At 73.5% G+C, this 13,720-nt stretch carries 16 protein-coding genes; 9 read left to right on the top strand and 7 right to left on the bottom strand.

Features of this window, described 5'->3' with window-relative positions:
* Positions 1-80 precede the first annotated feature (80 nt).
* Positions 81-485, bottom strand: a complete 405-nt coding sequence (locus ABZ671_RS05530; RefSeq protein ID WP_357851650.1) for a hypothetical protein — start codon at positions 483-485, stop codon at positions 81-83.
* 2 nt (positions 486-487) lie between these two features.
* Positions 488-1,285, bottom strand: coding sequence for a GNAT family N-acetyltransferase (locus tag ABZ671_RS05525; RefSeq protein ID WP_357851647.1), 798 nt, complete (start codon positions 1,283-1,285; stop codon positions 488-490).
* Between the two features lie 41 nt (positions 1,286-1,326).
* On the opposite strand from ABZ671_RS05525, the gene ABZ671_RS05520 reads away from it, so the two are divergent.
* Genes ABZ671_RS05520 through ABZ671_RS05510 form a run of 3 tightly spaced genes read left to right on the top strand, consistent with a single transcriptional unit; the run spans position 1,327 to position 2,435 of the window.
* On the top strand, positions 1,327-1,713 hold the full coding sequence (locus ABZ671_RS05520; protein WP_357851644.1) for a DUF202 domain-containing protein: 387 nt from the start codon (positions 1,327-1,329) through the stop codon (positions 1,711-1,713).
* Positions 1,710-2,009, top strand: coding sequence for a DUF202 domain-containing protein (locus ABZ671_RS05515; protein ID WP_357851641.1), 300 nt, complete (start codon positions 1,710-1,712; stop codon positions 2,007-2,009). Before ABZ671_RS05520 ends, ABZ671_RS05515 begins: the two co-directional genes overlap by 4 nt.
* An 18-nt stretch (positions 2,010-2,027) precedes the next feature.
* Positions 2,028-2,435 carry a PLD nuclease N-terminal domain-containing protein gene (locus ABZ671_RS05510; protein ID WP_357851638.1) on the top strand — a complete coding sequence of 136 codons (408 nt, stop codon included), beginning with the start codon at positions 2,028-2,030 and terminating at the stop codon, positions 2,433-2,435.
* Position 2,436: 1 nt separating this feature from the next.
* On the opposite strand, the gene ABZ671_RS05505 is transcribed toward ABZ671_RS05510, so the two are convergent.
* On the bottom strand, positions 2,437-4,059 hold the full coding sequence (locus ABZ671_RS05505; RefSeq protein ID WP_357851635.1) for an acetolactate synthase: 1,623 nt from the start codon (positions 4,057-4,059) through the stop codon (positions 2,437-2,439).
* 109 nt (positions 4,060-4,168) lie between these two features.
* Complete coding sequence (locus tag ABZ671_RS05500; RefSeq protein ID WP_357851632.1) at positions 4,169-4,942, bottom strand: enoyl-CoA hydratase-related protein; 774 nt, start codon at positions 4,940-4,942, stop codon at positions 4,169-4,171.
* A gap of 98 nt (positions 4,943-5,040) precedes the next feature.
* Between ABZ671_RS05500 and ABZ671_RS05495 the strand changes: the two genes are divergently transcribed.
* Together ABZ671_RS05495 and ABZ671_RS05490 are read left to right on the top strand one after the other, a co-directional pair.
* On the top strand, positions 5,041-5,559 hold the full coding sequence (locus ABZ671_RS05495) for a DUF6232 family protein (protein WP_357851629.1): 519 nt from the start codon (positions 5,041-5,043) through the stop codon (positions 5,557-5,559).
* A 431-nt stretch (positions 5,560-5,990) separates the two neighbouring features.
* Complete coding sequence (locus ABZ671_RS05490) at positions 5,991-6,473, top strand: DUF6232 family protein (protein ID WP_357851744.1); 483 nt, start codon at positions 5,991-5,993, stop codon at positions 6,471-6,473.
* A 5-nt stretch (positions 6,474-6,478) separates the two neighbouring features.
* Here the strand turns inward: ABZ671_RS05490 and ABZ671_RS05485 are convergent, their stop codons facing one another.
* On the bottom strand, positions 6,479-6,931 hold the full coding sequence (locus ABZ671_RS05485) for a rhodanese-like domain-containing protein (protein WP_357851626.1): 453 nt from the start codon (positions 6,929-6,931) through the stop codon (positions 6,479-6,481).
* A 71-nt stretch (positions 6,932-7,002) separates the two neighbouring features.
* On the opposite strand from ABZ671_RS05485, the gene ABZ671_RS05480 reads away from it, so the two are divergent.
* Positions 7,003-7,971, top strand: a complete 969-nt coding sequence (locus tag ABZ671_RS05480; RefSeq protein WP_357851623.1) for a helix-turn-helix domain-containing protein — start codon at positions 7,003-7,005, stop codon at positions 7,969-7,971.
* A 6-nt stretch (positions 7,972-7,977) separates the two neighbouring features.
* Here the strand turns inward: ABZ671_RS05480 and ABZ671_RS05475 are convergent, their stop codons facing one another.
* The gene (locus ABZ671_RS05475; RefSeq protein ID WP_357851620.1) at positions 7,978-8,772 is read right to left on the bottom strand and encodes an ABC transporter ATP-binding protein; all 795 of its coding nucleotides are present in this window, start codon (positions 8,770-8,772) and stop codon (positions 7,978-7,980) included.
* A 71-nt stretch (positions 8,773-8,843) separates the two neighbouring features.
* Here ABZ671_RS05475 and ABZ671_RS05470 point away from each other — a divergent pair, with 71 nt between their 5' ends.
* Positions 8,844-9,842: an ATP-binding cassette domain-containing protein gene (locus ABZ671_RS05470; RefSeq protein WP_357851617.1), complete on the top strand. Its 999-nt coding sequence runs from the start codon at positions 8,844-8,846 to the stop codon at positions 9,840-9,842.
* Entirely contained in the window at positions 9,839-10,849 is a 1,011-nt protein-coding gene (locus ABZ671_RS05465) for an ABC transporter permease (protein ID WP_357851614.1), read from the top strand. Before ABZ671_RS05470 ends, ABZ671_RS05465 begins: the two co-directional genes overlap by 4 nt.
* 45 nt (positions 10,850-10,894) lie before the next feature.
* Here ABZ671_RS05465 and ABZ671_RS05460 read toward each other — a convergent pair whose 3' ends face one another.
* On the bottom strand, positions 10,895-12,070 hold the full coding sequence (locus ABZ671_RS05460) for an ROK family transcriptional regulator (protein ID WP_357851611.1): 1,176 nt from the start codon (positions 12,068-12,070) through the stop codon (positions 10,895-10,897).
* 124 nt (positions 12,071-12,194) lie between these two features.
* On the opposite strand from ABZ671_RS05460, the gene ABZ671_RS05455 reads away from it, so the two are divergent.
* Positions 12,195-13,646: a glycoside hydrolase family 3 N-terminal domain-containing protein gene (locus tag ABZ671_RS05455; protein WP_357851608.1), complete on the top strand. Its 1,452-nt coding sequence runs from the start codon at positions 12,195-12,197 to the stop codon at positions 13,644-13,646.
* The last annotated feature ends 74 nt before the right edge of the window (positions 13,647-13,720 follow it).

Genomic DNA, 13,720 nt, shown 5'->3' with positions numbered 1-13,720 from the left:
CACCTACCGATGCGCCTGCGGCCGGGTCCGCGACCGCTGCGTCCGGGCCAGCGTCCGGGCGCTCTGGTCCGCCGAGCCGGTCAGGCCGGCTCGGCCAGCGCATCCCTGATCCGGTCAATCACCGTCGCCTCGGCGGGCGTCACGCCACGGTGCGCCTGCGCCACCCGGTCGGCAGCGGTGAGCACCACCGACCGGTACACCTCGACGTCTCCCGGCGACTTCTCCCGCAGGATCGCCACCGACCGGCTCAGCGCGGGCAGCACCGTCGCCTCGATCTCCAGCACGGAGTCTCGGGGCAACTCCGGCAGCGGACCGCTGGTCAGCGCCTCCTTCACCACCCCGCTGGCCGCGCCGAACGCGCCGGAGGCCGCGATGCTCTCCCGCACCATGGCCAGCATTCCGGGCTCGGCGTTCGAGACCAGGAAAACGGCGCCGAAGGCCCCGGTCTTGAGGGTCAGCCGCTCGTCCGCCGTCAACGGTTCCATGATCACGGAGTGTAGACGTACGGGGTGGTCGTGGTGACCGCAACGAGCCCGAGCCGCTCCAGGATCGGCCGGCTGTCCGGCGAGCAGTCCACCTGCACGAGCGACTTGCCACGCTGCTCCGCCAGCCGCGCCCGGTACGCCACCAGCGCCCGGTAGATGCCCCTCTTCCGCCATTCCGGCAGCGTCGAGCCGCCCCACAGGCTGGCGAAGCCGGTTTTGCCCTCATAACGCACCCAGCCGGCGCTGACCACCGTGTCACCCGCCTCGGCCACCACGATCGTGATGGACTGCGGGTCCGCCTCAATCTCCCTGGCCAGCCCGGTCACCAGGTGGCTGCGGTCCTCATTCCAGACCGCCTCTTCCATCGCGGCGATCCGCTCCAGGTCCGCCACGGCGGTCACCTCGCGCAGGCGTACCCCCTCGGGCAGCACCGGGACGGCGGCGGCCAGGGCCGCGACCGGGCCGACCACGACGGTCTCCTGCTCCTCAGGGACGAAGCCGGCGGCGCGCAGCCGGTCGGCCAGGTCGGCCGGCTCGTCGTGGCCGACGAGCTTCCACTCGACCGACTTGCCACGGGCCCGGAAGAACTCGACCTGCCGGGCGATCAACGCGTCCAACTCCGCGCCGGCCAGCCCGCCCAGGGTCCGGTAGGTGAGGAAGCCGCCCCGGTCCAGATTGAGGACGCGGAACAGCGGACCGTCCCGGTCGATGATCACCCCAGCCGGCACCGGGTCCGGAATCTCCGGGCGGATCTGGGTGTCGTAGGCGTCGCGGAGGGTGCGCGCATCAAGATCAGTCATCCCCTCAGACTAGACATGGAGTAAAGCGGATAATCGGCGCTGTGTGGCAGGCGATCAGGCGCTGGTTCGACCCGCGCGAGCTGCGGTCGGTCGGCGAGCGGCCGGACTACCGCTTCTCGCTGGCCAACGAGCGAACCTTCCTCGCCTGGCTGCGTACCGGGCTGGCGCTGGTCGCCGGCGGGCTGGCCGCCGCGCAGTTCCTGCCTCCGCTGCCGCTGGCCCACCTGCGCGAGGCGATCGCCATCGCGCTGCTGCTGCTCGGCGCCGCGGTCGCGATTCGGGCGGTCGACCACTGGGCGCGGACCGAGCGGGCGATCCGGCTGGGCGAGGAACTTCCGGCGTCCCGTTTTCCGGCGATCCTGGCCCTCGCCGTCGCCGTGGGTGCGCTGCTGCTGGTGCTCGCGGTCGTCGTGCGGGGCGTCGGATGACCGGCGATCCTGGCCTTCAACCGGAGCGGACCCGGCTGGCCTGGCGGCGTACGTTGCTGACGCTCACCGGGGTCACCGTGCTGCTGGTCCGACTGGCGCTCACCGGCGGTCGGGCCGGCGCGGCGCTGGCCGGGCTCGCCGTGCTGGGCTGGCTCGGCACGCTCGCGGTCACCTGGCGACGGGCCACCGGCACCGGCCCACGGCGGGCGCAACGCTGGTCGTTTCCGCTCACGGCGCTGGCCGCAGCCGGTCTCGCGCTGCTCGGCGTCGTGCTGGTGCTACGCGGGCAGCGGTGAGTGGTCCATGATGTCCGCATGGCTCGCCTCTACGGGTTCCTCTTCCTGGTCCAGATCGTGCTCGCCGTCTGCGCGCTGATCAGCTGTCTCTCCGCAGAAGACGGGGAGATCCGAGTGCTGCCCCGCATCGTCTGGGTGCTGATCATCCTGTTCTTCCCGCTGGTCGGCTCGATCGCCTGGTTCGCCGCCGGCCGGGAGTCGGGCGCCCGGCGGTCGCGCACCGCCTGGCCGCTAGGGAACGGCTTCTCCGAGCAGGACCGCCCCCGGCCGGTGGCGCCGGACGACGACCCGGCGTTCCTGTCCTCCCTCGCCGACCGGAACCGCCGGGACGACCAGGAACGGCTGCGCCGCTGGGAGGAGGACCTGCGCCGACGCGAGGAGGACCTGCGCCGCCAGGAGAACGACCGGGACCGCCCGGAGGTCTGACTCAGGCCAGGTTCGACGAGCGGGGGTACGCGTCGGCCGGGTCGGTGAGCACGTTGACCAGGTACGGCACGCCGGCGTCGAAGGCGCGGGCCAGGGCCGGGCCGAGGTCGGCTGCCTTCTCCACCGTCTCGCCCGCGCCGCCGAGCGCCTCCACCACCTTGTCGTAACGCAGGCCGGGCTGCAGGTCGGCGGCCACGTCGTAGCCGTACATGGCCCGCATCGGGTGCTTCTCCAGGCCCCAGATGCCGTTGTTGCCGACCACGATGACCACCGGAAGCTGCTGGCGGACCAGGGACTCCACGTCCATCAGCGAGAAACCGGCGGCGCCGTCGCCCATCAGCACGCAGATCTGCCGGTCCGGGTGGGTCACCCGGGCCCCCATCGCGTAGCCCATGCCGGTGCCCAGGCAGCCGTACGGGCCGGGGTCGAGCCAGGTGCCGGGCTGCGCCGGTTCCAGGTATTTACCGGCGTACGACACGAAGTCGCCCCCGTCGCCGATGGTGATCGCGTCGGCCGCGAGCACCTTGCGCAGCTCGCCGTAGACCCGGGCCGGCCGGATCGGGTCGGTCTCGGCGGCCATCTCCTCGGCGTCGCGGGTCTTCGCGGCGTCCTCGGCGACCCGCAGCTGGGCGACCCAGTCGGTGTGGTCGGCCCGGTCGCCGGTGTGCTCGGCGAAGGCGGTGAGGATGAGCCGCAGGTCGCCGGCGGGGCTGACGGCCGGCTGGACGTGCCCGGCACGTTGGCTGGGCGCGTCGACGACGTGCACGACCTGCGCGTCGCCGAAGTCGCCGAAGCCGAGCCGGAAGTCCAGCGGGGTGCCGACCACCACGACCACGTCCGCGCCCTTGAGGGCGACCCGGCGGGCCTTGGCGAAGGCGAGCGGGTGCGTCGGGGGCAACGCGCCCCGGCCCATGCCGTTGGTGAAGACCGGCACCTGGAGGTACTCGGCGGCGGCGCGCAGGGCGTCGACCGCGTCGCCCGCGTACACGTCCGAGCCGGCGATGATCACGGGCCGGGATGCCCCGGCGATCAGACCGGCCGCCCGGGCGACCTCGTCCGGGTCGGGCTCGATCGGGGCGATCGGGGTGACGGCCGGCAGGTCGGCGTCGCCGGCGGAGAAGACCGCTTCGAGCGGGAAGTCGAGGAAGGCCGGGCCGCGGTGCGGGGTGAGCGCCGCGGTGAGCGCGGCGGTGACCGCGCGCGGGATGTCGTCGACGCTGAACACCGTCTCGGCGTGCTTGGTGACCGGGGCGACCAGCGGCAGGTGATCCAGCTCCTGGAGGCTGCCGGAGCCCCAGCGGAACTGCGGGGCCCGCCCGCCGAGCACCAGCACCGGGGAGGCGTTGAAGAAGGCGCTGGTCAGGCCGGAGACGCCGTTGGTGACACCGGGGCCGGCGGTGAGCACGGCAAGGCCGGGGCGGCGCTGCAGCTTCGCCACCGCCTCGGCGGCGAAGACGGCGGACTGCTCGTGCCGGACGTCGTAGATCGGGAAGCCGGTCCGGTGCGCGGCGTCGTAGAGCGGGAAGACGTGCCCCCCGGAGAGGCTGAACATCTCCCGTACGCCGTGCGCGCGCAGCGCCGCCAGCGCCAGCTCGCCGCCGTGCCCCTCGACCCGTTCCGTCATCGCCACTCCCCTTCGTTCGCATGACCGGAGTCACACGCTACTGGCCGGTAGGCGGGATGGGAACCGGGTCCGGATCGGCGACGGGCGAGCCGCCGACCCGAACGACGGGTCAGCGGCCGGTGAAGTTCGGCTTGCGCTTTTCGACGAACGCGGCCATGCCCTCACGCCGGTCGTCGGTGGCGAACAGCGCCGCGAAGAGCTGACTCTCCCAGGCCAGGCCGGAGTTGAGGTCCATGTCCAGCCCGCCGTCGACGGCCAGCTTGGCCGCGCGCAGCGCCTGCGCCGGGCCGGTCAGGAACGGCTGCACCAGCGCCACGGCCGCGTCGTAGACCTCGGCGGCCGGGACCACCCGGTCGGCCAGCCCGATCCGCAGCGCCTCCTGGGCGTCGATCATCCGGCCCGTCATGATCAGCTCCTTGGCGCGCGCCGGCCCAACCAGGCGGGCCAGCCGCTGAGTGCCGCCGGCGCCGGGGATGATGCCGAGCTTGATCTCCGGCTGGCCGAGCTTGGCGTCCTCGGCCACCACTCGCCAGTCACAGGCCAGAGCCAGCTCGCAGCCGCCGCCCAGGGCGTACCCGTTGATCGCGGCGACCACCGGCTTCGGGATGCCGGCGATCGCGCCCAGCGAGCTGGAAATGCCGCCCGCCCGGTCGGCCATGTCCACGTAGGACATGTCGGCCATCTCCTTGATGTCCGCGCCCGCGGCGAAGACCTTCTCGCCGCCGTACACGATGACCGCGCGGACCTCGGCGTCGGCGGTGGCCGCGGTCGCGGCGGCGCGCAACTCCTCCTGCACCTGGACGTTGAGCGCGTTCATCGGCGGCCGCTCCAGCCGGATGGTGCCGATGCCGTCCTTCACTTCCAGCCTGACGAATTCGCCCACGCTGCCCTCACTTCCTCGTCGAAGTCGCGTGCCAACCCTACGGCCCGCATCGTTGGGGTAGACAGTGTGGTGTCCGCCTCGATGCCCGGAGTGAGGCCATGATCACCTACTACGACGACCGGTCGGTGCAGGTCACCTCCACCGCCCTGCGGGTGGACGGGCGCACGTATCCGCTCGCCGAGTTGAGCCTGGTCTGGCACCGGCGGGGCAGCCGCTCCTGGCGGGCGCTCGCCGGCCGGGGTGCGATCGGCGCGGCCCTGGCCGGGCCGCTGGTGGCCGCCGCGCTCGGCGTCGCGCTGGCGATCTGGCTGCACCGCTCCCCCGTCGTCACCCTCGCCATCATCGGAGCGTCGGTGCTGGTCGGCCTCGGGATCGGACCGCTCGCCGACGTCCTCTTCGAGCACCTCGACCGGTCGTACGCCCGGGGCAGCCGGGAGCTGGAGCTGTGGGCACGTTGGCGGGGCCGGCCGGTGCGGCTACTGCGTACCGGCGACGCGTTGCGCTTCGGCCAGATCTACCGGGCGGTGCAGCGGGCGATGGAGGCCGCCTCGGCGTCGTCGCGTCAGACCGTGACCGGCTCGTCCGGCAGCAGCCCGAGGCCGCGCAGCAGGCCGTAGGAGTCCTGCTCGCCCCAGTCGTGGTCGAGCACGGTCGGGGACCACCGCGACGTTGCGCTCCTGCTCGGTCGTGTCCGCCCCACCCCGGTTCGCCATGCGGGGGCCGCTACCGAGCACGGCCTTTCCCGCCGCCCCGGCAGCGGCCGGGTTCGCTGTGCTGCCCTGCCCGGTCGACCGCGGTCACTCCTGTTCATCGCCTTTGGAGCTGATATCGCAAACGACTCGGAGCGCCCCGGCCCGAGCGAGCCCGGCCCGAGCGCCCCGCCGGGGCAGAGCGCGCGCCGGGCGATGCCGAACGGCTTTCGGCGATATCGCAGACGATTCAGCTCCAAAGGCGGTGCCCACCCACCTTGACGTCCACGGCCTTTCACGCCACCACGTCTCGGGAACGAGGAGTCGTCCCACTTGAACCCGGGTGGTTAAGCTGAATGATGACCCTCTATTACCGGGACGACGCGGTACAGGTCACGTCCGAGGCCATCCACGCCGGTGGGCACGTCGTCAAGCTCGCCGACATCACGTACGCGTGGCACGCCCGCGGCACGACCACCCTGGCGGTCCGGGGTCGGGTCCTCGGCCGGGGCGTGCTGGTCCTGCTCCTCTCGCTGCCGCCGCTGGTCGCGCTGGTCTGCGTGGTCTCCCTGGCCTGGGCCGCGCAGGACCGGGGCAACTGGAAGTTGGCGCTGGTCGTCCTCGCCGCGTTCGTGGTCGGCGGGCTGGTGCTGACCCCGTTCCTGGAGCTGCCGCTCGGCTGGCTGGACCGCTCCTACGAGCGGGGCAGCCAGGTGCACGAGCTGTGGGTGCAGCACCACGGGCAAGAGGTGCTGCTGCTGCGCACCCCCGACGCGCTCCGGTTCGGGCAGATCTACCGAGCCGTGCAACGCGCCATCGAGCAGCAGAGCGAACGCCGCTGACGGCCTCAGCAGTCGCAGGTCGCGGCCACGCGCACGGCGGTCAGGTCGTCCACCCGCCGGCGGACGATCCCCTCCGGGGTGACCACCGGCAGCCCCTCCCGGGCCCAGTACTCGAAGCCGCCGATCATCTCCTTCACCGGCCGGCCCAGCCGGGCGAACTCCAGCGCCGCCCGAGTGGCACCGTTGCAGCCCGGGCCCCAGCAGTACGTCACCACCGTCGCCCCGGCCGGCACCAGTTCGGCGGCGCGGGCGGCGATCTCAGCGGTGGGCAGGTGCACCGCGCCGGGCAGGTGCCCCTGCCGCCAGGCGGCTGCGCCCCGCGAGTCGACCACCACCAGGCCGGGCGTGTCGGCCTCCAGCGCGGCGTGCACGTCGCTGACATCGGTCTCGAAGCTCAGCCGGGCGAGGAAGTGGGCAGCGGCGGTCGCCGAATCTGCCGGCGGTACGGAGAAGGTCATGACCTGATCCTGCTGCCCTTCCGCGCAGTAGCAGGAGTGGCGCGAACGCCATCCTTCGCTAACATCCCGCCATGGCTCTCGTCGACCGGACCGTGGCGGTGCTCGCGTACCCGGGGATGTCGGTCTTCGAGACCGGGATCGTGACCGAGGTGTTCGGGCTGCCCCGGCCCGAGCTGGGAGTCGACTGGTACCGGCTCACCGTCTGCGCGGAACGGCCCGGGCCGGTGCCCGTCGTCGGCGGCGCCGCCCTACACACCCCATACGGCCTGGCGGACCTCGCCGAGGCCGGCACGGTCATCCTGCCCGGCGTCCCGGACGTCACCGCCGACCCGTCGCCGGAACTGGTGGCCGTGCTGCGCCGGGCCCACCGTCGGGGCGCTCGGCTCATGTCGATCTGCTCCGGCGCGTTCGCCCTCGCCGGGGCGGGCCTGCTCGACGGCCGGCGGGCCACCACCCACTGGCGGTACGCGGACCTGCTGGCCCGCCGTCACCCGGCGGTCACCGTCGACCCGGACGTGCTCTACCTCGACGACGGCGACATCCTCACCAGCGCCGGCAGCGCCGCCGGGCTGGACCTCTGCGTGCACGTGATCCGGCGCGACTTCGGCGCGGCGGTGGCCAACGCGGTCGCTCGCCGGCTGGTGATCCCACCGCACCGCGACGGCGGGCAGGCCCAGTTCATCGAGGCGCCGGTGAGCGTCGACCCGGACGACGATCCGGTCGCCGCGAGCATGGCCTGGGCGATCCGCCACCTGGCCGAGCCGCTGACCGTGGCGGCGCTCGCGCAGCAGGCGCACCTGTCAACCCGCAGCTACCTGCGGCACTTCGCCCGGGCCACCGGGGCCAGCCCGATCCGGTGGTTGATCAACCAACGGGTCCGAGCCAGCCTCGCCCTGCTGGAGACGACCGACTTGCCGGTCGCGGGGATCGCTGCCGCGGTGGGCTTCGACAGCCCGGTCACCTACCGGCACCACTTCGGCCGGGCCATGCGGACCTCGCCGTCGGCGTACCGGCGGGCCTTCCGAGCGGTCGCGACCTGAGCGATCTCAGGCGGCGCGGGCGGTCCAGCGGTCGCCGGAGCGCTGCACGACCAGGGGCAGGCCGAAGGTCTTGGACAGGTTGTCGGCGGTGAGGGTGTCGGCGAGCAGCCCCTGCGCCATCACGCCGCCGTCGCGCAGCAGCAGCGCATGGGTGAAGCCGGGCGGGATCTCCTCGACGTGGTGGGTGACCAGCACCAGGGCCGGCGCGTCCGGGTCGTACGCCAACTCGGCGAGCCGACCGACCAGGTCCTCGCGCCCGCCCAGGTCGAGCCCGGCGGCGGGCTCGTCGAGAAGCAGCAACTCCGGGTCGGTCATCAGGGCCCGGGCGATCTGCACCCGCTTGCGCTCCCCTTCGGACAGCGTGCCGTACGCCCGTTCGGCGAGGTGACCGACGCCGAACTGGCTGAGCAGCGCGTGGGCGCGGGCCTCGTCGGTGCGGTCGTAGCTCTCCCGAAAGCGCCCGACCACCGACCAGGCCGCGGTGACCACGACGTCGGTGACCCGCTCCTCGGCGGGGATCCGCTCGGCCAGCGTGGCGGTGGAGAGGCCGATCCGGGTCCGCAGTTCGTTGACGTCGGTGCGGCCGATCCGCTCGCCGAGGACGTGCGCGGTGCCGGTGGTCGGATGCAGCCGGCCGGCGGCCAGGTTGAGCAGGGTGCTCTTGCCGGCGCCGTTCGGGCCCAGCACCACCCAGCGTTCGTCCAGCTCGACCCGCCAGTCGACGTCCTGCAGCAGCGCGGTGCCGGAGCGCTTGACGCCGACCCCGTCGAGGCTGATTACCAGATCCAGGTCACCGGTCACCGCTCCATCCAACCACGCAGGTCGCGAGCCGGCCCCCCACGGGTGGCACCCTCGCCATAGGCTGAGGCGCTGTGAGCACGGTCATAGAGATCTCCGGTCTGAGAAAGACCTTCCACACCCTGCGCCAGGGACGCCGCGTCGCCGTCGACGGCTTCGACCTGCTGGTGGAGGCCGGGCAGGTGCACGGCTTTCTCGGGCCGAACGGCTCGGGCAAGACCACCACGCTGCGCGCCCTGCTCGGGCTGGTCCGGGCCGACGACGGCCGGATGAGCATGCTCGGCGCCGACTCGCCCGAGCGCCTGCCCGAGGTGGCGGGACGGGTCGGCGCGATCGTGGAGAGCCCGCAGTTCTTCGGCAACTTCACCGCCCGTCGCACGCTGCGGTTGCTGGCCGTGGCCGGGGGTGTGCCCACAAGCCGGGTCGACGAGGTGCTGGAGCAGGTCGGCCTGCGGGACCGCGGCGAGGAGCGGGTCAAGGGCTACTCGCTGGGCATGAAGCAGCGGCTGGCGGTGGCGTCGGCGCTGTTGAAGCAGCCGGAGCTGCTGATCCTCGACGAGCCGGCGAACGGCCTGGACCCGGCCGGCATCCGGGAGATGCGGGACCTGATGCGGTCGCTCTCCGAGGCCGGGGTGACGGTGCTGCTCTCCAGCCACATCCTGGCCGAGATCCAGCTCATCTGCGACCACGTGACGATCATCAGCCAGGGCCGGCGGGTGGCGTACGGCCGGGTGGACGAGGTGCTGGCCGGCTTCGACCAGCACGAGTGGCAGGTCCGGGTGGCCGAGCCGGAGCGGGCCGTGGAGTTGCTCGGGCAGGCCGGTCTGTCGGTCACCGCCCACCCCGACCACCTGCTGGTCACCGGGGTCGACGAGCCGGAGCTGATCAGCCGCACGCTGGGCGAGCAGGGCCTCTGGGTACGCGAGCTGATTCCGCTCCGCCCCGACCTGGAGAGCGTCTTCCTGGAGCTGACCGGCACCACCCCACACCCGAACGTGCCCCGCCAGCTGGGCGGGCCGAACGACGTGGTGATCGACCTCGACGTGCGCGACAACCGGGAGGTGGACGCGTGAACCTGGTCCGAGCTGAGCTGGAGCGGCTGACCGCCCGCCGCTTCGTGCAACTGATGGTGGTGCTGCTGCTGGTCGCCTTCGCGGTGACCGCGGCGACCACGCTGGCCGGGTCGCACCGACCCAACGAGTTTGAGCTGCGCGGCGCCCGGGAGCAGGCCGCCGCGCAGATACGTGAGATGGAGGCGGCACACGACCGGTGCCTCCGGATCAAGGCGGGGCAGGAGACGCCGAGCGAGACCGACTACATACCGGCGGACTGCGCCGAGATCGACCCGCGCCAGATGGAGCGGCTGCCCGTCGCGGCGGATTTCCTCAACGGAGTGTTCACCTTCTCCGTCGAGGCCCGGCCGCTGCTCTACTTCCTCATCGCGTTCCTGGTGCTCTTCGGGTTCCTGGTCGGCGCCTCCTACATCGGCGCCGACCTGAACTCGGGTGGGGTGGTCAACCTGCTGCTGTGGCGGCCGCGCCGCTGGGCGGTGCTCGGCGCCAAGCTGGGTACGCTGCTGGGCGCGCTGCTGGCGTTCTCCGCGGTGGCATCGGCGGCGTACCTCGCGGTGTTCTGGTTGATCGGCCAAACGGCGGGGCATCCCGGATATCTGGACGGGGCGTTCTGGGCGTCGCTGGGCGCCGTCTACGGGCGGGGGCTGGTGCTGGTGCTGCTCGCCGGGGCGGTCGGCTTCGCCATCGCCACGCTGGGTCGACACACCGCGGCGGCGCTGGGCACGGTGGCCGCGTACCTGGTGGTGTGGGAGTTGGGCGCGCGGCTGGTGCTGCACATCCTCGACGCGGCCCGGCCGGACCAGTGGATGCTCTCCAGCTATCTGCTCGCCTGGCTCAACGGCGGGATCCAGTTCTGGGACAACCACGCCTGCCAGGGCGTGTACAACGGCCTCTGCGACGGCTCCTACCACCTCGGCTGGGGATCGGGGCTGATGGTGCTGCTCGGGCTGACGGTCCTGCTGGTGGGGGGCGCCTTCACCGCGTTCCGCCGCCGCGACCTGATCTGAACGCGACCGGGTACGGCCCCGCGCAGCGGGGCCGTACCCGGAGGGTCAGCCGACCGTCGAGCCGAACACCTCGTCGCGGACCGCGTCCAGCGCGGTGCGCAGCGCGCCACGCAGGATCGGCTCCTCGGTCAGCCCGGTGCTGACCACCCGCGGTCGGACCAGCGTGATCGCGGCGACCTCGTGCTGCACCCGCTCGGCCAGCGCCGCCCCGCCCGCCTGGCCGACCTCGCCGGCGAGCACCACCAGCGGCGGGTCGAGCACCACGCAGGTGCTCGCCACGCCAAGGGCCAGCCGGCGGGCCAGCTCGTCCAGCATCGGCCCACCGGCGGTGCCGGCGGCGATCGCGGCGCGCACGGCCTCGTCGACGCGTTCCGCGGCGAACCCGTGCTCGGCGGCCACCGCGCGGACCGCGTCCGCGCCCGCGAGCTGCTGGAACGCCGGCTTGGCTCGCTTCGAGACGTCCCGGGGAATGGGCGCGCCGGGCACCGGCAGGTAGCCGATCTCGCCGGCCGCCCCGCTGCTGCCGTGGTGCAGCCGGCCGCCGAGCACGATGGCCAGACCGATGCCCGCGCCCACCCAGACCAGCACGAAGTCCGACACGTCCTGGGCCGCGCCGGACTGGGCCTCGGCGACGGCGGCCAGGTTGACGTCGTTCTCGAAGAGCACCGGGGTGTGCAGGTCCTCCCGGAGCGCGGCGAGCAGGCCGCGGTGCCAGCGCGGCAGGTTGAACGCGAAGGTGATGTCGCCGGTGCTCGGATCGACCAGGCCCGGAGTGCCCAGCACGATGCGCCGCACGCTCGACAGCTCCGCGCCGGCGCTGCTCGCCGCCTGCACCACGGCGTTGTGCACCACGCCCACCGGGTCGTCGGTGTCCCGAGTGGACTGTTCCACCCGGCCGACGACCGCACCGGTGATGTCGGCGCAGGCCGCCACCACGCGCTCGGCGCCGACGTCCACGCCGACCACGTACGCGCTGCTCGGGCGGACCGCGTAGAGCTGGGCGTTCGGGCCCCGCCCGCCGGCCTGCTCGCCGACCCGGGTGACCAGGCCACGCTCCTCCAGCCGCTCCACCAGCTGCGACGCGGTCACCTTGGACAGCCCGGTCAGCTCGCCGAGCCGAGCCCGGGTGAGCGGCCCGCGTTCGAGCAGCAGCTCCAGCGCCGCGCGGTCGTTGAGCGCGCGTAGCAGGCGGGGGGTGCCGGGCAGCCGGGTCGCACTCATGCCACGTCCTCTATTTTCAGTAAAGTTTGCTAACCGCAAAAAGGCCTGTACAGGGGTGTCCGTCAGCGTATCGGCCACCCCGATCCGGGTTCGTCGGACGACCCGGCAGGGAAAGGGGAGACTCGTGGGGCAGGATCCAGGACTCCGGCGGCTGGCGCTGGGCACACTGCTGGCCGCGTACCCGGGCCCGGTCCCGCCCGACTGGGCGGTGGACCTGCTCGCCGAGGGGCTCGCCGGGCACACCCTGTTCGGCACCAACATCCACGACCCGGCCCAGGTGGCGGCGACCACCGCCGCGCTGCGCGCCGGCCGCCCCGACGCCATCATCGCGATCGACGAGGAGGGCGGCGACGTCACCCGGCTGGCACACGCCACCGGCAGCCCGTACCCCGGCAACGCCGCGCTCGGCGCGGTGGACGACGTGACGCTGACCGGCCAGGTGTACGCGGCGATCGGGGCGGAACTCGGGGCGCTCGGCATCACCCTCGACCTGGCCCCCACCGTCGACGTGAACAGCGCCGACGAGAACCCGGTCATCGGCACCCGCTCGTTCGGCGCCGACCCGGCCCGGGTGGCCGCCCACTCGGCCGCCGCGGTCACCGGCCTCCAGTCGGCCGGGGTGGCCGCCTGCGCCAAGCACTTTCCCGGGCACGGCGCGACCGTCGCCGACTCCCACTACGAACTGCCCACCGTGGACGTGCCCCCGGCGGTGCTCCGCGAGCGCGACCTGCCACCGTTCGCCGCGGTGATCGACGCCGGGGTACGCGCGATCATGACCGCGCACATCCGGGTCCCGGCGCTGACCGGCGAGGGCCCGGCCACGTTCAGCCGGCCGGTCCTGGTCGACCTGCTCCGCGGCGAGTACGGCTTCACCGGCACGGTGATCACCGACGCGCTGGAGATGAAGGGCGCCGCGCTGGCCGCGGGCGGGCTCGCCCCGGCCGCCGTACGCGCGCTGGCCGCCGGGGCGGACCTGCTCTGCATCGGCGCGAAGGTCGACGCCGATCTGGTGGAGCTGGTGGTCGAGGAGATCGTCGGCGCGCTCGGCGACGGCCGGCTGGAGCGGGCCCGGGTCGAGGAGGCGGCCGGGCGGGCCGCCGAGCTGGCCGCCGGGGCCGGGGCCGGCGTGGCCGGGGCCGCCACGCCCGACGGCCTCGGCTACGCCGCGGCGCTGCGCGCGGTACGCGTCGAGGGCGACGTGACCGGCCTGACCACGCCGCTGGTGGTGCAGGTGCACGCCGCCTCCACCATCGCCGAGGGGCGGGTGCCGTGGGGGCTGGGCCCGCACCTCGCCCGGGCCGAGGAGGTCCGGGTGGTCGCCGGCGAGACCGACCCCGACGAGCTACGCCGGCGGGCCGGTGAACGGCCGATCGTGCTGGTCGGCCGCCACCTGCACCGGCTGCCCGGAACGCGGGAGCTGGTCTCGGCGTTGGCCGCCGCGCACCCGGTGACCGTGGTGGAGATGGGCTGGCCGGGTGCCTGGCGTCCGGCCGGGGCCCGCGCGTTCGTCACCACGTACGGCGCCAGCCACGCCAACGGGCGCGCGGCGGCGCAGGTGCTCGGTTTGACCGGCTGAGCCGCCGCCGTCACGGTGCCCGGCCGGCTGCGACGCGGCTGTCTCCCGGTCGGCCCGCCAGCGCACCGGGGCTG

It is taken from the genome of Micromonospora sp. NPDC006766 (assembly GCF_040636055.1).
Lineage (GTDB): Bacteria > Actinomycetota > Actinomycetes > Mycobacteriales > Micromonosporaceae > Micromonospora.
This window is presented reverse-complemented; position numbering and strand designations above follow the sequence as displayed.